17 protein-coding genes, 1 tRNA gene, 1 rRNA gene, 2 pseudogenes and 1 riboswitch are annotated in these 17,185 nt (G+C 42.7%); of the genes and pseudogenes, 4 read left to right on the top strand and 17 right to left on the bottom strand.

The genetic code is table 11. The annotated features are described in order from the left end of the window. A 16S ribosomal RNA gene (locus tag ACZYRN_RS08610) occupies window positions 1–117 on the bottom strand; the annotation flags it as partial. 348 nt (window positions 118–465) lie between these two features. On the opposite strand from ACZYRN_RS08610, the gene ACZYRN_RS08605 reads away from it, so the two are divergent. Continuing rightward, window positions 466–1,164, top strand: a complete 699-nt coding sequence (locus ACZYRN_RS08605) for an MgtC/SapB family protein (RefSeq protein WP_488911110.1) — start codon at window positions 466–468, stop codon at window positions 1,162–1,164. Window positions 1,165–1,212: 48 nt separating this feature from the next. On the opposite strand, the gene ACZYRN_RS08600 is transcribed toward ACZYRN_RS08605, so the two are convergent. The 8 genes from ACZYRN_RS08600 to ACZYRN_RS08565 form a co-directional block, all read right to left on the bottom strand. Beyond that, window positions 1,213–1,285, bottom strand: a tRNA-Ala gene (locus ACZYRN_RS08600). Between the two features lie 74 nt (window positions 1,286–1,359). Next, a complete protein-coding gene (locus tag ACZYRN_RS08595) occupies window positions 1,360–2,715 on the bottom strand; it encodes a glucose-6-phosphate isomerase (RefSeq protein ID WP_488911109.1) in 1,356 nt (451 codons plus the stop codon). Window positions 2,716–2,819: 104 nt separating this feature from the next. Next, complete coding sequence (locus ACZYRN_RS08590; protein ID WP_488911108.1) at window positions 2,820–3,977, bottom strand: iron-containing alcohol dehydrogenase; 1,158 nt, start codon at window positions 3,975–3,977, stop codon at window positions 2,820–2,822. A gap of 183 nt (window positions 3,978–4,160) precedes the next feature. Next, window positions 4,161–5,405: a Glu/Leu/Phe/Val family dehydrogenase gene (locus ACZYRN_RS08585; RefSeq protein ID WP_488911107.1), complete on the bottom strand. Its 1,245-nt coding sequence runs from the start codon at window positions 5,403–5,405 to the stop codon at window positions 4,161–4,163. Between the two features lie 93 nt (window positions 5,406–5,498). Then, entirely contained in the window at window positions 5,499–5,864 is a 366-nt protein-coding gene (yugI, locus tag ACZYRN_RS08580; protein ID WP_488911106.1) for a S1 domain-containing post-transcriptional regulator GSP13, read from the bottom strand. A 178-nt stretch (window positions 5,865–6,042) separates the two neighbouring features. Then, a complete protein-coding gene (locus ACZYRN_RS08575; protein WP_488911105.1) occupies window positions 6,043–7,236 on the bottom strand; it encodes an aminotransferase in 1,194 nt (397 codons plus the stop codon). Then, a complete protein-coding gene (locus tag ACZYRN_RS08570) occupies window positions 7,236–7,736 on the bottom strand; it encodes an Lrp/AsnC family transcriptional regulator (RefSeq protein ID WP_488911104.1) in 501 nt (166 codons plus the stop codon). Before ACZYRN_RS08570 ends, ACZYRN_RS08575 begins: the two co-directional genes overlap by 1 nt. Window positions 7,737–7,840: 104 nt before the next feature. Continuing rightward, window positions 7,841–8,104, bottom strand: coding sequence for a DUF1871 family protein (locus tag ACZYRN_RS08565; protein ID WP_488911103.1), 264 nt, complete (start codon window positions 8,102–8,104; stop codon window positions 7,841–7,843). 66 nt (window positions 8,105–8,170) lie between these two features. Between ACZYRN_RS08565 and ACZYRN_RS08560 the strand changes: the two genes are divergently transcribed. Next, window positions 8,171–9,343: a MalY/PatB family protein gene (locus ACZYRN_RS08560; protein ID WP_488911102.1), complete on the top strand. Its 1,173-nt coding sequence runs from the start codon at window positions 8,171–8,173 to the stop codon at window positions 9,341–9,343. A gap of 52 nt (window positions 9,344–9,395) precedes the next feature. Here ACZYRN_RS08560 and queE read toward each other — a convergent pair whose 3' ends face one another. From queE to ACZYRN_RS08540, 4 genes are all read right to left on the bottom strand, one after another. Beyond that, window positions 9,396–10,106 (bottom strand): 7-carboxy-7-deazaguanine synthase QueE, encoded by a 711-nt coding sequence (gene queE / locus ACZYRN_RS08555; protein ID WP_488911101.1) that lies wholly within the window; start codon window positions 10,104–10,106, stop codon window positions 9,396–9,398. Continuing rightward, complete coding sequence (locus tag ACZYRN_RS08550) at window positions 10,103–10,540, bottom strand: 6-pyruvoyl trahydropterin synthase family protein (RefSeq protein WP_488911100.1); 438 nt, start codon at window positions 10,538–10,540, stop codon at window positions 10,103–10,105. The genes queE and ACZYRN_RS08550 overlap by 4 nt, the downstream gene beginning before the upstream one ends. Further along, the gene (gene queC, locus ACZYRN_RS08545; protein ID WP_488911099.1) at window positions 10,537–11,202 is read right to left on the bottom strand and encodes a 7-cyano-7-deazaguanine synthase QueC; all 666 of its coding nucleotides are present in this window, start codon (window positions 11,200–11,202) and stop codon (window positions 10,537–10,539) included. The genes ACZYRN_RS08550 and queC overlap by 4 nt, the downstream gene beginning before the upstream one ends. A gap of 82 nt (window positions 11,203–11,284) precedes the next feature. After that, window positions 11,285–11,328, bottom strand: a riboswitch (PreQ1 riboswitch). Between the two features lie 24 nt (window positions 11,329–11,352). Further along, complete coding sequence (locus ACZYRN_RS08540) at window positions 11,353–11,565, bottom strand: hypothetical protein (protein WP_488911098.1); 213 nt, start codon at window positions 11,563–11,565, stop codon at window positions 11,353–11,355. Window positions 11,566–11,705: 140 nt separating this feature from the next. On the opposite strand from ACZYRN_RS08540, the gene kapB reads away from it, so the two are divergent. Beyond that, entirely contained in the window at window positions 11,706–12,098 is a 393-nt protein-coding gene (gene kapB / locus ACZYRN_RS08535; RefSeq protein WP_488911097.1) for a kinase-associated lipoprotein KapB, read from the top strand. Between the two features lie 100 nt (window positions 12,099–12,198). Then, window positions 12,199–14,043, top strand: coding sequence for a transglycosylase domain-containing protein (locus ACZYRN_RS08530; protein WP_488911096.1), 1,845 nt, complete (start codon window positions 12,199–12,201; stop codon window positions 14,041–14,043). 34 nt (window positions 14,044–14,077) lie between these two features. On the opposite strand, the gene ACZYRN_RS08525 is transcribed toward ACZYRN_RS08530, so the two are convergent. The 4 genes and pseudogenes from ACZYRN_RS08525 to ACZYRN_RS08510 form a co-directional block, all read right to left on the bottom strand. Next, entirely contained in the window at window positions 14,078–14,617 is a 540-nt protein-coding gene (locus tag ACZYRN_RS08525; protein WP_488911095.1) for an acireductone dioxygenase, read from the bottom strand. A gap of 4 nt (window positions 14,618–14,621) precedes the next feature. After that, window positions 14,622–14,876 (bottom strand): annotated as a pseudogene (locus ACZYRN_RS08520) (class II aldolase/adducin family protein); the annotation flags it as partial. A gap of 74 nt (window positions 14,877–14,950) precedes the next feature. Beyond that, window positions 14,951–15,796 (bottom strand): annotated as a pseudogene (locus ACZYRN_RS08515) (RuBisCO large subunit C-terminal-like domain-containing protein); the annotation flags it as partial. Between the two features lie 45 nt (window positions 15,797–15,841). Continuing rightward, on the bottom strand, window positions 15,842–17,035 hold the full coding sequence (locus tag ACZYRN_RS08510; RefSeq protein WP_488911094.1) for a pyridoxal phosphate-dependent aminotransferase: 1,194 nt from the start codon (window positions 17,033–17,035) through the stop codon (window positions 15,842–15,844). Between the last annotated feature and the right edge of the window lie 150 nt (window positions 17,036–17,185).

Raw genomic sequence — 17,185 nt, 5'->3', positions numbered from 1 at the left:
TTACTCACCCGTCCGCCGCTAACTTGAACAGAGCAAGCTCTGTCAAGTCCGCTCGACTTGCATGTATTAGGCACGCCGCCAGCGTTCGTCCTGAGCCAGGATCAAACTCTCCAAAAAGTGTTTGACTTGCTCATTTGTTTATCTGCAGATGACGAGCATCTGCCAGATAAGTTTAAAACTAAAACGTTGACGTTTTTTATTGATTTTGTTCAGTTTTCAATGTTCAATTTCGGTAACGCCGTTTTACTAATTTAACATGACGTTTGCCGATTGTCAAAAGTTTTTATCGCCGCATCTCTAGCGGACAAGAAATAATATATCATGTTCTTTCAATTAAAAGCAAGTCTTTTTTTAAAATCTTTTTTAAAAAACCACAAAAATAAACTTTCTCCATATAATTAGCAGTTCATTCATCATCTTTTATGTTTAAATGGAATAAAACTTATAAAAAGAAGGTGTCCCCTCATGGAATGGATCATAGATATTCAGCTGCTTGTAAAACTCGGGCTCTCTTCAGCACTTGGAGCGATTATCGGATTGGAACGTGAACTAAAACAAAAGCCTGTCGGATTAAAAACAAGTCTTGTCATTTCCATTGTCAGCTGCCTCCTAACAATCGTCTCTGTTGAATCCGTCTACCGCTATCCCCACAGCAGTGATGTTAATATTACGATGGATCCACTCCGGCTAGCTGCCCAAATTGTATCAGGTATCGGCTTTCTTGGTGCAGGTGTTATTTTACACCGGGCGAATGACAGCATTTCTGGTTTAACAACCGCTGCAATGATTTGGGGCGCAGCAGGTATAGGTATTGTTGTCGGCGCTGGTTTTTATTCCGCTGCGATTACCGGTGTTATTATGCTTTTAGCAGCGGTTGGAATTTTACCAGGCCTCATTCGGTTTTTTGGTCCCCAGCGTCTGCAAGAAAAATTATTATTCATCAAGATTATGACAACGAGTCACCTTAACGTACAGACGATTATAAATGCGATTGAGCACGAAGATATTAGTGTGAAGCGTCTTCATATTCGATACGATGAAGAAAATCATGTTCATCTGGTGGAGCTCACAGCTGGCGTTTATTTTAAAAGGAAGACAACGGAAGTATACTATACCATTTTCGAAATTCCAGATGTCCAACATGTCGACATCGAAGGTTCATGAAAAACCTCCTTTCCTATATAATCAGGAAAGGAGGTTTTTCATTTATGATGGAGCATAGCGGGATCGAACCGCTGACCTCTTGCATGCCATGCAAGCGCTCTCCCAGCTGAGCTAATGCCCCTTTTATGTACCTAGCTTATACTACAATAAATTCACTAAGACTTGCAACTCTTTTCGTAAAAAAACTCCGAGGGATTATTCCCCGCGGAGTCTCTTTTCTAATTCTACTTTTCTTTCTTCATAACCTGGTTTACCGAGAAGAGCAAACATATTCACTTTATACTCCTCTACGCCCGGCTGATCAAACGGATTGACACCAAGCAGATAACCGCTAATGGCACATGCTTTTTCAAAGAAGTAGACTAGATAACCAAACGTGTATTCATCCATCGCTGGAATAGACACAGTCAAGTTCGGAACGCCTCCATCTGTATGAGCAAAAAGCGCTCCTTCAAACGCCTTGTTGTTGACAAAATCAACCTTTTGACCAGCTAAATAGTTCAAACCGTCTAGATCATTTTCTGCTTTTTCAACAACTAATGACTTACGCGAGTTTTCAACGCGGATGACTGTTTCAAATAAGTCACGGCGTCCTTCCTGCACGTATTGACCAAGTGAATGAAGGTCTGTTGAAAAGTTGGCGGATGATGGGAAAATACCTTTACCATCTTTCCCTTCACTTTCGCCAAATAATTGTTTCCACCATTCAGAAAAATATTGAAGGCCTGGTTCATAGTTAATAAGCATTTCAATTGTTTTGCCTTTGTTATAGAGGATGTTCCGAACTGCTGCATATTGATATGCTCCGTTTTCCTCAAGTTCAGATGAACTGTATGCTGTACGTGCATCTCGAGCACCTTGCATCATTGCTTCAATATTCAATCCCGTTGCGGCAATTGGAAGTAAGCCTACAGCTGTTAATACGGAATAGCGGCCGCCAACGTCATCTGGAATAACAAATGTTTCATAACCCTCTTCGTCTGCAACCGTTTTTAATGCGCCTCTTGCACGGTCTGTCGTTGCATAAATACGGTTTTTCGCTTCTTCTTTTCCGTATTGTTTTTCAAGCAAATCACGGTACATACGGAAAGCTAACGCTGGTTCTGTCGTTGTACCCGACTTTGAAATCACATTAATAGACCAATTTTTCCCATCAAGTAAGTCAATCAAGTCACTCATATATGTAGAGCTGATATTATTGCCGGCAAAAACAACTTGTGGACCGTTACGTTTTTCAGATGATACGACGTTGTAGAAGCTATGATTTAGCATATCAATGGCCGCACGAGTGCCAAGATAGGAACCGCCGATTCCAATGACAACGAGCACGTCAGAATCTTGACGGATTTTTTCCGCTGCTTTCTGAATACGGACAAATTCTCCTTTGTCATAATCTTCAGGCAAATCAATCCAGCCTAAGTAATCGTGTCCCTGTCCTGTTTTTTCATGAAGGGAATGGTGCGCCACTTTTACGGCGTCGCGTAAATATGCGATTTCATGTTCGCCGAAAAACGAAAGGGCATTTGAATAATCAAATTGAATGTGCGTCATCCTCAAAAACCTCCGTCTAACTGTATTTTCCACTTTACTGTATACGACTGCACACGGTTTCGCAAGAAAAAAAAACCGAAAAAACCGGGCTTATTTTTGCCCGGCTAAAGAGATGCACGTAAAATAGCTTTCACATCATTGCGATCCAAGCGCTTAAAATGACCGAACGGTCCGTTAAAAAGTGTTTTTTCTGCTATTTCATCTATGCGGCTGTCATCAATATCATAATCTGAGAGACGGACAGGTGCTTGAATGGCTGTCCAAAAATGGCGCAGCGCTTCAATGCCTTCCATTCCTACTTCTCTGTCTGTCTTTCCCGCCGGATCAATCTCGAATACACCAATAGCCAACTGTTTAAAACGTTCCGGCTTCTCGTCAATTGTGTATTTCATCCAATTCGGGAATAAAATCGCCAAACCGCCCCCATGCGGAATATCATATACAGCAGAAACGGCATGTTCAATATTATGTGTGGCCCAGTCGCCCTTGTACCCCATTTGCAGCATCCCGTTTAAACCGATCGTGCCTGCGAACATAATCGTTTCACGCAATTTTTCATTTTGCAGATCATTCATCAATTTCGGACTTAATTCGACAATTGTTTTAAGCGTCCCTTCAATCATCCGATCCTGTATATCGGTTTGATCAGCATGATGGAAGTACTGCTCAAGCATATGTGCCATCATGTCAACAATGCCATATGTCGTCTGATCACGCGGAACTGTCGTCGTCCAAAACGGATCGCATATTGAAAATTTCGGGAACACGTGAGCACTTCCCCATCCAAGCTTTTCATTCGTCTCCCAGTTCGTAATAACCGATCCTGAATTCATTTCAGATCCCGTTGCTGCCAATGTTAAAATTGTGCCTAATGGAATAGCCTTTTCAACTGACGCTTTTCTTGTCACGAAATCCCACGGCTCACCATCAAATTTCGCTGCCGCTGCAATCGCTTTTGCACAGTCGATAACACTGCCGCCGCCAACCGCTAAAATAAAGCCGACATTATTTTCTCTGCACAGTTCTGCCCCGCGTTTGACTGTTGTCAGGCGCGGATTCGGTTCTACTCCCGATAGTTCTGTTATATTAAAGCCCTGCAATTCTTTTAAAACCTTTTCGTACAAACCGCTTTTTTTTATGCTTCCACCGCCGTATACGAGCAGTATATTTTCACCATAAGAAGCAATGTTATTTCTCAGTTGATTGACTGTGTCTTTGCCAAAAATCCACTTTACTGGATTCCAGTAGACAAATTCATTCATTTCCCTCTCACTCCTTTTCTTTTCAACTCTGTTATTTCGTCTTAGCCTAGAAGACTGCCCTAGCTCGATGAAACAAAAATCAACAATGTTCTACAACAGATTCTTCTTTTTATTATGTGCAATAGATGGTGACGTTTCAAATAATTAAACTCCATTCAAAAAACCGGCTGGAATTCAGCCGGTTTACACCCATCCTCTAAATTTCGAAGCTTCCGCTGCACGGCGAACGCCGACCATATAAGCGGACAGGCGCATATCGACGCCGCGTGTCTGTGATACTTCGTAAATATTATTGAATGCTTGAATTAAGTTTTCTTGGAGTTTTTGGTTCACTTCTTCTTCTGTCCAGTAGTATCCTTGGTTGTTTTGCACCCATTCAAAATAAGAAACGGTTACACCGCCAGCGCTTGCAAGTACGTCCGGCACAAGCAATACGCCGCGTTCTGTTAAAATTCGTGTTGCTTCGAGTGATGTTGGGCCATTTGCTGCTTCAACGATAATAGACGCTTGAATGTTATACGCATTTTTCTCGGTAATTTGATTGGAAATTGCTGCCGGAACGAGTATATCACAATCAAGCTCAAGTAGCTGCTGGTTCGTAATCGTATTGTCAAATAATGTCGTAATTGTGCCAAAACTGTCGCGGCGATCCAGTAAGTAATCGATATCCAATCCATCCGGATCATAAAGGCCGCCATATGCATCAGAAATCCCAACTACTTTCGCCCCTGCATCATGCATGAATTTTGCTAAGTAACTGCCTGCGTTGCCAAAGCCCTGCACGACGACACGAGCACCTTGAATATCAATGCCCCGTTTTTTTGCGGCTTCATGGATACAGATAGTTACGCCTTGTGCCGTCGCTTTTTCACGTCCGTGCGAACCGCCAAGCGCGATTGGTTTTCCCGTGATGAAGCCTGGGGAGTCAAATTCACGGATGCGGCTGTATTCATCCATCATCCATGCCATAATTTGTGAATTTGTATATACATCCGGCGCTGGAATATCTTTTGTCGGGCCCACAATCTGACTAATTGCCCGCACGTACCCACGGCTGATGTTTTCAATTTCACGCATAGAAAGCTGTCGCGGATCACACACCACTCCGCCTTTCCCGCCCCCATACGGCAAATTAACAATACCTGCTTTTAACGTCATCCACATTGATAATGCTTTCACTTCTTCTTCATTTACTTCAGGATGGAAACGGACACCGCCTTTTGTTGGTCCCGGTGCATCGTTATGTTGGGCACGGTAGCCTGTAAAAATTTTAACGGAGCCATCATCCATCTTAACCGGAATACGTACCGTTAACATACGGAGCGGTTCTTTAAGAAGTTCGTACATTTCTTCTGTGTAACCTAGTTTTGTTAATGCTTCTTTAATAACTTGCTGAGTTGATGTGAACAAGTTTAGATTTTCAGCCATTTATATTCGCCTCTTTTAGTATCATTTTTATTAATACTTAATCAGTTCCGCCTCCATTGTACGTGGCAAACAGCCCGTTCGCAACCCTTATAATCAACCTTTTTTCCGCTCTTCTCTGACCGACTGTTCAATCCACTCCTGCAGCTTATCTTTCAACGGATGAAAGCCGTCTCCATCGTCATCAATGCGTATGCCCCGACGCTGACGCCGGCCGCCTTCTTCTGTCGCGCGAATGGACAAACTGATTTTACTTTCGTCTTCGTTAACCGAAAGCACTTTGACCGTTACATCCTCACCGACTGTTAAATAATCGTTAATGTCCCGTACAAACCCGTGGGTAATTTCTGATATGTGAACAAGTCCCTGGCGGCCATGTTCAAGCGCAACAAAAGCACCGTATGGCTGTATACCGGTGATTTTTCCAGTGATAATTTGTCCAGGTTCAAATTTTTGTTCCATCAAATCTCTCCAGTTTTAATTGTTTTCTTGTTTTATGCGTCGCGATATTATACCACACTTTCATATGACTTAATATTAATGACTCGTTTTCCCTATAAAAAAGCAGTAAAACCATGTATTTACTACATAAAAAAGGAAGAGCGAAAATTTCGCTCTTCCTTTTTTGCTTTTCTTTCATTCATTTTTTCAACGCAACTTCAGGCATGTTTCTTTTTTCAATAAAAAGGCCGATTCGTTTGATTGCTTCCTGTAATTGAGACATAGATGAAGCGTACGAACAACGAATGTAACCTTCCCCCCCTTTGCCAAAAACAGAACCTGGTACGACAGCTACCTTTTGTTCAAGCAGCAGCTGCTCAGCAAATTGCTCAGATGTAAGTCCTGTTGACTGAATCGACGGAAAAACGTAAAATGCACCACCTGGTAAATGACAGTCCAGCCCTATTTCATTTAATGATTGGACAAGATAATTACGACGGCGGCGATAATCCTTTTTCATGCTTTCAACATCAGCCATGCCATGCTGCAATGCTTCAACTGCAGCATATTGCGCCGGTGTTGATGCACACATCATCGCATATTGATGAATTTTCAGCATTGCGCCTGAAATTTCTTCAGGCGCACATGTAAAGCCAAGACGCCAGCCTGTCATCGCGAATCCTTTTGAAAACCCATTAATTAAAATGGTTCGTTCACGCATGCCATCCAGTGTAGCAATCGATGTATGATCTTGATCATAGGCAAGTTCCGCATAAATTTCATCCGCAATTACGAGCAAATCATGTTTTTTCACAATATCCGCTATAAGCTGTAAATCTGTTTTATCCAGCTGTGTTCCGGTTGGATTGTTCGGATAACAAAGGAGAATCGCTTTCGTTTCCGTTGTAATGACCGCTTCAAGCTGTTCCGGCTGCAATTTAAACCCTGTTTCGCCGGTTGTACCGATCGTAACGGCTTTCCCGCCAGCAAGTTCTACGAGCGGTGCATAAGAAACAAAACATGGTTCTACCACAATAATTTCATCGCCCGGGTCAGTAATCGCGCGAATCGCAATATCGAGTGCTTGACTGGCACCGTTTGTGACAATGATTTCATCCTGCGGCGAATAGTTTACATGAAAACGGCTGCTCATATAATGGGCAATTTCACGACGCAATTCAATTAATCCTGCATTCGCTGTATAAGATGTGAATCCTCGTTCTAATGATGAAATAGCCGCTTCGCGAATCGACCATGATGTAACAAAGTCCGGTTCCCCAACACCAAGGGAAACAACACCTTCCATCGTCGCAGCCAGATCGAAAAACTTCCGGATACCAGATGGACGCATATTTTCAACTGATTTGGCAATGTAATTTTTCGTCATCGTCATCACGGTGACACCACAATTCGATGATCTTGATCGTTTGATGTGTAAATGATGCCGTCATGCTTATATTTTTTCAATTGGAAATGAGTAGTTGTCGATATAACAGAATCAAGTGTCGATAATTTTTCAGAAACAAAACGGGCAATTTCATTCATCGATTTCCCCTCAACGGTCACCGATAAATCGTACGCGCCAGACATTAAATAAACAGAACTGACTTCATCAAAGCGGTAAATTCTTTCTGCCACTTCATTAAAGCCGACGCCGCGCTTCGGTGTTACTTTCACATCGATCATTGCCGTTACACCAGTGTAATTATCCATTTTGGCCCAATCCACAAGCGTCGCGTAATGAACAATGATTTTTTCTTCTTCAAGACAGCGGATGATTTTTCCCGCTTCCGCTTCGGTAAGCCCAGTCATTTTTGCAATGTCAACCGCTTCAAAGCGTGCATCTTTTTGCAGTATTTCAAGGATTTCTATTTCTTTATCATTTAGGTTCATATTAATGAGCCTCCTCAAGTATGTAAAAAACTACGTGTTTTATTATATCAAAATCACCCAGCTTTGTGCATTTTAATAAAAAAATCGATTATTTTTGTGATTTCTCACAAATAGCAAGAGGCATTGTTTTTAATTATAAGCAGTTGCTCCGCAAGCTGTAGTGGATTTCCACCTGGCATCGGTGCATCAAAAGAATGCTCATAAATAGATCGAATGGCTGCAGCGAGTTCGTTGATTTCATCCAAACGGTGGACGGCGTAAATAACATCCGCAATTTCCGTATCGTAAAAGCCTGCGCCAGCGTTGAATGGATCGAAGCCATTTAACACGTCGGCTAGTGCAAAATTAAGTTGGGCAGTTTCGTTCATTTGTATCACCTTTCATTTTCCATTAACATAATGGGAGTAACTTTATTGTCAAGGAGAGTGGATTTGATGTCAAGATTTGATGAAGTCATCGAGCGCCGTGGAACGAATGCTGTAAAGTGGGATGAATTAAAAGCGGTGTTTGGAAAAGAAGATGTGCTTCCAATGTGGGTAGCCGATATGGACTTTAAAGCACCGGATGCTGTAATTGAAGCGATCCAAAAAGAAGCTGCTCACGGCATTTATGGATATACGCTTGTGCCAGACTCTACGCGTGAATCTATTGTCACATGGATGCATGTTCGCCATAACTGGAATATTCAAAAAGAATGGCTGCTGTTTAATCACGGTGTCGTACCATCCATTGCTGCTGCTATAGAAGCATTGACAAAGCCAGGTGACGCGGTCATTGTACAGCCCCCTGTTTACAATCCTTTTTTCGATATGGTCGAAAAAAATGATCGAAAACTCGTGCACAGTGAACTCTTCCTTCAAGATAATCATTATGAAATGAATTTTGCCGATATTGAAGAAAAAATCATTTCAGAAAAAGCGAAAATGTTTGTCTTATGTTCGCCCCATAATCCTGGAGGCCGGGTTTGGACAAAGGAGGAACTAACGCGGCTTGCAGACATTTGTCAAAAGCACAATGTATACATCGTATCCGATGAAATCCACTCCGATTTAACTCGAGCACCTCATAAACATGTGCCCATCAGTTCTTTAGCTGAAGAGTATTCAGCGTTTACAGTCACGTTAATCGCGCCGTCCAAAACCTTTAACTTGGCAGGGCTGCAAGCGTCTGCTCTCATCATTCCAGATAAAGCAGTACGGATGAAAATGCAAAAAGTATTTGCGCGCCAAGGGGCATTTACGTTAAATCGACTTGGGATTGCCGCAATGGAGGCAGCCTACCGTTACGGTCACGATTGGCTGGATGAAGCAATTGACTACATTCAAAAAAACAACCGCCTTGTAAAGGAGTATATAGAAGCGGAAATCCCTGAACTTACCGTCATGGAGCCAGAAGGCAGCTACCTCGTTTGGATCGACTGCCGAAAACTTGGCCTTTCAGACAAAGAACTGCTCGCCTTATTTTTAGACAGCGGCGTTGCCCTTGGAAATGGCGCAAAATATGGGCCTGGCGGCGAAGGGTTTATGCGGGTAAATGTTGCTTGCCCGCGGTCGCTCGTACAAGACGGCGTAGAAAGAATGAAAAAAGCAGTGGACTCTATAAAATAAAGCTACTCCCTCCCAAATACCCCGTCTGCATTGTGCAGACGGGGTATTTGCATTACACGCCTTTTTTGTTTCCCCATACAAATGTATGAAGCTGGGGAAGAACACGAACCCGTTTGAATTCGGGATCCGGCATAACAAGGTTAATAAGCCATTCATAACGTTCTGCCAAGTAGACAAGCAGTTTTTCATCATCTACTTCGTCAAGGCGATCATTCCCTACTTGAATGTAAAAGGGAATACCAGGAAATATATGGTGCACTTTCTTTGCATAGGCTAAGTCTTCTTCATTAAAGACAACGACCTTTAAACTAACTTGTTGTCCAGCTGTTCGTTTAATAATATCCCTTAGCTTATCAAAGTCCGTGTCCATTCCAGAACTTGGCGGCTTCGGTGAGACGGTCAGCTCGTCGATGTCACGAAACCAAGGCTGGAATTTAGATCCTTGCGTTTCAAGCGCCGACACAATCCCTTTTTCTTTAAACAAATCGAGCAAGCCCGCAATGTGGGGCAAAAGAGCGGGATTGCCTCCGGAAATCGTCACATGATCAAATGTGTCGCCGCCAATGGTCAGCAGCTCTTCATAAATGTCTTCAGGAGTCATTTTACGAATATCGTCTTTCGCACTGCCGTCCCATGTAAAAGCTGAATCGCACCAGGAACAGCGGTAATCACAGCCTGCCGTTCGTACAAACATCGTTTTCCGTCCAATCACAGCCCCTTCCCCCTGCACAGTCGGGCCAAAAATTTCAAGTACAGGAATCATAAGAAATCTCCTTGTTTCGGGCGGTAAACTACATAGCTTGTCGGCGTTTCACGCAAATAGACTTGCAGGCATTTCGGTTTATTCGGTGTTTCATTAAGCTCTTTTTGGATAACTTCCCAAATGACGCGTGCGACGACTTCTGTTGTCGGAAAGCGCTCCGATACGTCTTCAGAAAATAACGTATCGTCATTTAATACAGTATGGTCAAAGCGCTTATGAATAAGCGACTTAATCAGTTGAAAGTTGGTCAAAAAGCCAGATTCGTTTAGCTCATCACCAGCGACCGTAATATTGGCAAAATAGGTGTGTCCATGTAACTTCCGGCATGCTCCCGCTTCGTCATGCGGTACGTAATGCGCCGCAGCAAATTGAAAGTCTTTATTTAATTCATAGCGGAAATCATGTGCCGGTGCCGGATAAATTTGCTGCATCATGACACGTTTCCCCCTTTTTGTTTAAGGTATTGATCGAGTCCATTTTGACGCAGCTTGCAGGCAGGGCATTCACCGCAGCCTGAGCCCTTTACACCGTTATAGCACGTTAGTGTATTGTCACGTACGTATTCAAATGCACCAAGCTGATCGGCCAGCGCCCATGTTTCTTTTTTATCGAGCCACATAAGTGGTGTATGAATGACAAATTCATGATCCATCGATAAATTAAGCGTCACATTCAATGATTTTATAAACGAATCGCGACAGTCTGGATACCCGCTGAAATCTGTTTCGCAGACGCCCGTCACAATATGGCGGGCATCATGCTGTTTGCCAAGAATGGCAGCAAACGATAAGAACAGCAAGTTGCGCCCTTCCACAAATGTGGACGGCAGCTTTCCATCTCTTTCTTCAATCGCAATGTCTGTGCGTGTCAACGCATTCGGTGCCAGCTGATTTAATAGGCCCATATTTAATATGTGATGCGGGACATTAAAATGAGCAGCGATTTCTTTTGCCACGTCAATTTCTGCATCGTGACGCTGTCCATAGTCAAATGTCACTGCCAGCACTTCTTTAAATGTTTGTTTTGCCCAGAATAAACATGTTGTACTGTCTTGGCCGCCGCTAAATACGACCACAGCTTTTTCATCTTTTAGCATCTTTATGTTCCTTCTTTCTAGTCGTATAAAAAAGAAGAAAAAGCTCGCGAAGACAATAGAAAAAAACCGTCACATGCCGGTTTTTCCCTTAGTTTTTTATAGAGGGAGTTCGCGAACCTCTCCCGCAGATCGCGGAATGTCTTCTTTCATTTATCCTTTATTTTGTTTGTTTATCTTACTAATCTGCTCTTCCAATTGTTTTGTTTTTTGTTCTTCCTTTTCCGACACCCGTTTAATATAGTAAAAGGCAGCGAAAGCCATTAAAACAAATACACCCATTGAAATGGCGGCTGGGATATACTCAGATTTATCTTCAGGAAAGTATAAAAAGTTGCCAAAACCAAGCATCAAATTAGTCAGCATACTGCATGCCTCCATTCTGTCGTACCCGTATATTATAGCAGGAGAACAGCATAAATCCAACATCGTGATTGTGTCATTTCCTTTAAATAACGAAAATTGATACAATGAATCTTGAATGAATTTTGAAGGAGGAGATTTTATTGAATATTGGTGATTCAGTAACAGCCCATTATAAATCCGGCAAATATACAGGAACAGTTACAGCAATTCGCCCTGGCGGCTATACGATCAAAATATCATCTGTGCTGCGGCACCCTGCGCAAGGAGACCTGCATTACCCAAATACGGCAGACGTCTCGTTCTTTCATGAGCGGAAAGCACTTGCTCTTAACGAACAGGCTAATATCCCCGAGTCAGCTGTTCACCCATTTAACGGTGAAGCGGAAAATTATAAAGATTCGCTTCAAGCTGCTGTCATGAAACTTGAAAATCGGCTTATCGCGAAGGATGATGCATTTACAGTTCGCAGCTTACAAGCACTTCAATTAGTAAAAAAAGAGTACGAACTTATGTACAATATTTCGTTCGAATAGCTCATTCATGTGAAAAACAACCCTTTATTTCCATCTTTTTTTCCTTTATGATTATATACATAAGATAGAAAAGTCAAACCTCAAAAAAGGCGGTTAGTGAATGAGAACGGTTTTTGGGTATGTCCTCATTATTTTGCTTATCCCCGCATCCGTTATGACGTTTTATTACGCCGATGCCGAAGCAGGTAAAGTGCAAAATTTTGATGATTATGTAGAAGAAAAAATCATTATTAAAGAAGTTGATTTGCCGCAGGCAAGCAAGATAAAAGATACGAATGGCAACACGTATGTCGAGCTTCATCAACCAAATCGAGTTGTTGTTGACAGTGAAAAAATTCCTGCCTTTTTAAAGGAATTGTTCTTACAATCGGAAGACAAACATTTTTATGAACATTCCGGTATTGACGCAGCGGCTGTCATGCGGGCGTTCTTAGTTAATTCCCAGTCAGATGAAATCGAGCAAGGTGCAAGCACGATTACCCAGCAAGTAGCCCGTAACCTTTATTTAACGCAAGACCGGACATTGGCCCGGAAAATATCTGAAGTGCTTTACTCGTATCAAATTGAGAAAAAGCTTGAGAAAGATGACATTTTGAATTTGTATTTAAATGTTATTTACTTCAATCACAATGTATACGGTGTGGAAGCCGCGGCACAGTATTATTTCCAAAAACCGGTGGACAAGCTATCAAAAGCACAAATGGCCTTTATTGCAGCAATTCCAAACAATCCATCACTCTATGACCCAGTGGAACGCTTTGATAATACAAAAACGCGTCAAGAACGCCTTATTGACATTATGGCGCGGGAAGAATTTATTACAGCAAATGAAGCCGAACAAATTAAAAATGAAAAAATTACATTGAATGTACGCAGTCGTCTCCATAAATATCCCGACTACTCCACATATGTGAGGGATGAATTCACAGATTTAATCGCGAAAGCAGAAGGATTTGACCAACAGCTGATTAACGCAGAAGGTGATGCGCGCAAGGCGATTCAAGAAAAATTGAGCGTACGCGTAGCAGAAGTGCTGGCCTCAGGTGTCATTATTCATACGGCACTTGATCCTGCTATGCAAGAAAAAACGGTCAGTGCGGTAAATAACGTACTCGCCGGTTCATCTGTGCAAGGTTCTGCTGCTGTCATTGGAAATCAGTCGCGTGACATTGTCGCGTTGTCCGGCGGGAAAGACTTTGATGTGACGCAATTTAACCGGGCACACCAAGGGTACCGTCAGCCAGGTTCAGTAATTAAACCGCTGCTCGACTTCGCTCCGTATATAGAAACATTCGGTGCCGGTGTGAATGATCTCGTTTCAGCGGACAAATATTGCTATCAGGGCTATTGTCCGAATAACTACAGCAAGCAAGAATATGGAATGGTGACACTGAAAGAAGCATTGACAAAGTCATATAATACAGCTGCGATTCGCCTTTACATGCGGACCGGCATTGAACGGTCATTTTCTTATGTTGATAAATTTGACTTTAACCGTATTACGGTGGAAGATCACCATCCTTCTGCTTCGCTTGGCGGTGTTGACGGGTTTACGACGTTGGAAATGGCTGGTGCCTACACATCATTTGTCGATGGCACGTTCACAAAACCACGTGCAATTAAACGAGTAACGGACTTGCATGGCAATACTCTTTATATGTGGAAAGAGGAGCCGGTTAAAATATGGTCGAAAGCAACAACGTATAAAATGCGCGATATGCTGACAAGCGTTGTAAAAAACGGAACCGGAAGAAAAGCTAATTTTGCAACATCTTATATTGGCGGAAAAACAGGCACAACAAACAACGTTCGCGATCTCTGGTTTGCCGGTTTGACAGAAGGCTATACAGCATCTGTCTGGGTCGGAAAAGACACCCCTGAAAACATCCACTACCTGGAATCTTACGGGCCGCACCAGCAGATCTGGAAACGAATCATGAGATAAATAAAAAGAACCGGAGCAGCTGCTCCGGTTCTTTTTATGCTTTTGTTTGTGCTTGCTCGTCATCGTAAATGGGCACCAAGCCTTCTGGCGTAACGAAAACACGGATGGCTACTACTTGACGATCTTCCATCAATGTAAAGTAATGACGTGTGTTGACCGGTACTGAAATTAAATCGCCCGGCTCAAGTTCCACATTGAAAAATTGGCCATCTTTCGCTTGAATGGCGAAAATGCCATGTCCACTCACAATAAAACGCACTTCATCATCTGTATAAATGTGAATGTTTTCAAACTTCTTCAATAGTTCATCAAGGTTTGGGGTGCTGTCTGATAAGGAAATAACATCTCGCGCCTGATAGCCGCGACGTTCAGAAATATCATCAAGTTCCGTCTTGAATACATCTAGCACTTGCTGCTTTTCTTCATCTGTTAACGAATAATTTTCGCGCAAGTTTTCAGGAAGCTTCGTAATATCCCATTTTTCATAAATGACTTCCTGCCCTGTCAAAAAAGCATTGACCGCATTTTGATCCGCTACACGTTCACCTGTTTCTTGAAAATAAATAGAAGCCATTTTTTCATCCTCCTTTCAGAATAAGTAATTTAATATGCCCCGCAAATAAAAATTCACACGCTTCTAAATTTTTTTTTACTTCAAATGCATCACGTCCCCAAACCGTAATGCCATGATTGCGAATTAATACGGCACCGGCATCAGCTGATACTTACTTGTCAAACTCTTCAGCAAGCTTTGGTATGTCTGCATTGTTTGGAATAATGGGCACCGGAACCTGTGTATGCTATTCGCATATACCGAGGGCTTTAATCATTTCCTATCCAGTAAACGTCACTCCACCCTTGTCGCCATATACTTTTACATGCAAAGGCATTTTCAGGTAACAAAGTGAAAATCAGCCCCTGCCATACGAACAAGCTTACCAAGCATCAATTCTGTCGAAATGCCGTGATGGGGTGCAAATATGAATACGCCAGGATATAGCTGGATGTGCCATAATCGGCACCGGAATGTCACGGTCTTCCGCAAGTTTCTGCAATACATCCAATCCGTATGCGAATACGTTAAATAAATAGGCGTTTGCACCGAGTTCAATACCGCGGCGCGCCTTTTCTTTTAAGTCGCATTTACGTCCAGTCAAATTTACTGCATACAACGCTTTTTTACCGCTTTCAGCGATGGCCTGTTTGCCAAGCTTTAATCTCTCTTCAAAGAGTGTCAGTTTATTCTCAAATAAAATTTCATCGTCTTTAATAATATCAACACCGCCATCAAGCTGCGCTTTCAGTTGTCTTTCCATGTAGGAAAGGTCACGGCCTATGACGCCTTTAAAAATGCTCATCACGAGTGGATGATCATAGGCACCTGTTAATTCACGAATACCATTTACCCCAAACTTCGGCCCAGGAAACCATCTTGCCAAATCACGTGAAAAATCAAGATCCATTAACTGGATGACTCCATCTAATGAAAATTCACCAAATACCGGCACTAAAATAGCTGGTAAATCGGTGCTGAAGTTTGCCGCAAGATACGCTTCTCGTCCTTCTGCTGTTTCACATCCGGTTTCTTTGATCGATATGACTCGCCCTTTATGCTTCTTTAACTGCTCCTCTGCTCAAGGTGAGGCAAGTCCGTCCATGAACCAATTGTCAAACCGAGTGCGATACCTTCTGCTCTTTTTTCAAATTGACCACCTTTATCAAACAGCCGGTACGTTGCGATCACTTCACTCATCACTCGTTCTCCATTCTGAATGCCAACTAGTTTGCTTGGATTGTGTCACTTTTTCCCCGTTTTGTCAACAAATAGCTCCAGCTTTCCGATCCGTTCAACAGCTTCTAACAGCCTGTTCTCATCCGTCAATAACCCAACCCTCACATAGCCTTCTCCATAAATTCCAAATCCAATTCCCGGTGCCGTGACTACATGGGCTTTTTCCAAAAGGAGATCGGCAAATTCAACCGATGTATAGGGTACCGGCACTGGGAGCCACGCGAAAAAAGATCCCGCTGGCATGGTGACATCCCAGCCGATTTCCCTACACGCCTGAATGAACACATTCCGTCGGCTTTCGTACATATTCGAAAGCTCGCGTACGCAGTCTTGCGAACCGGTTAATGCATCCGCTGCTGCTTTTTGTATAGCGCTGAATAAGCTCACATACATGTGGTCCTGCAATAAATTAATCGCTGAAATCACGCTTTTATTTCCCGCCACAAAGCCAACACGCCAGCCAGCCATGTTATATGTTTTGGATAATGTATATACTTCTACACCGATCTCTTTTGCCCCCTTTGCTTGTAAAAAGCTCGGTGGCTTAACGCCGTCAAAACCAACACCACCATAAGCGAAATCGTGCACGACACATATGTGATGCTCCCTGGCAAGATCAACTGTTTCATCAAAAAAGGCCCGATTTGCTTGAGCACCGGTCGGGTTGTTCGGATAATTCAATAACAAAAGCTTTGCACGCTCCAGCTGTTCACGGCTCAACTTTCCATATTCCGGCAAAAAAAGATTTTGGGCTGTCAGCGCCATGTAATCCATCTTTGCGCCGGCCATTGCTGCCCCTGACCAGTAATCCGGGTAACCCGGGTCCGGCACAAGCATGTAGTCACCTTCATTTAATAAACACATCGGTATTTCGACAAGTCCCGCTTTACCGCCAAATAAAATAGCCACTTCGATTTCCGGATCCAGGTCTACGTTATATTCCCGCTTGTAAAATTCAGCGGCAGCTTCTTTTAAAAATAGCTGGCCTTGAAACGGCGGATATTTATGGAAATCAGGGCGGTCTGCAGCGCTCTTTAGCGATTCAACTATATGCTGAGGCGTGGGCTGATCCGGGTTTCCTTGTCCGAGATTAATGATGTCGCAGCCTGCGTTTACATACTGTGCCGCTTTCTTCGTCAACGCCGCAAAAAACTGTTTCGGCAGCTTATTTAATAATACTGATTGATCAAAATGGGTCATTTATACACCTACTTAGATTGTTCTTTCAATTTTAGTCATTAATATATATACTATTTATCCAATTGTAAATATATTCGGAAGGATCAACCTGTCGCTGACTTGATCACAGGCATTGTGACAGAAAAAGGAATGATTAAACCGGATAAATCA

The sequence above is a fragment of the Domibacillus sp. F004 genome, from assembly GCF_057814295.1.
The sequence above is the reverse complement of the archived record's forward strand: the minus strand, read 5'-3'. Positions and strand labels throughout refer to the sequence as shown.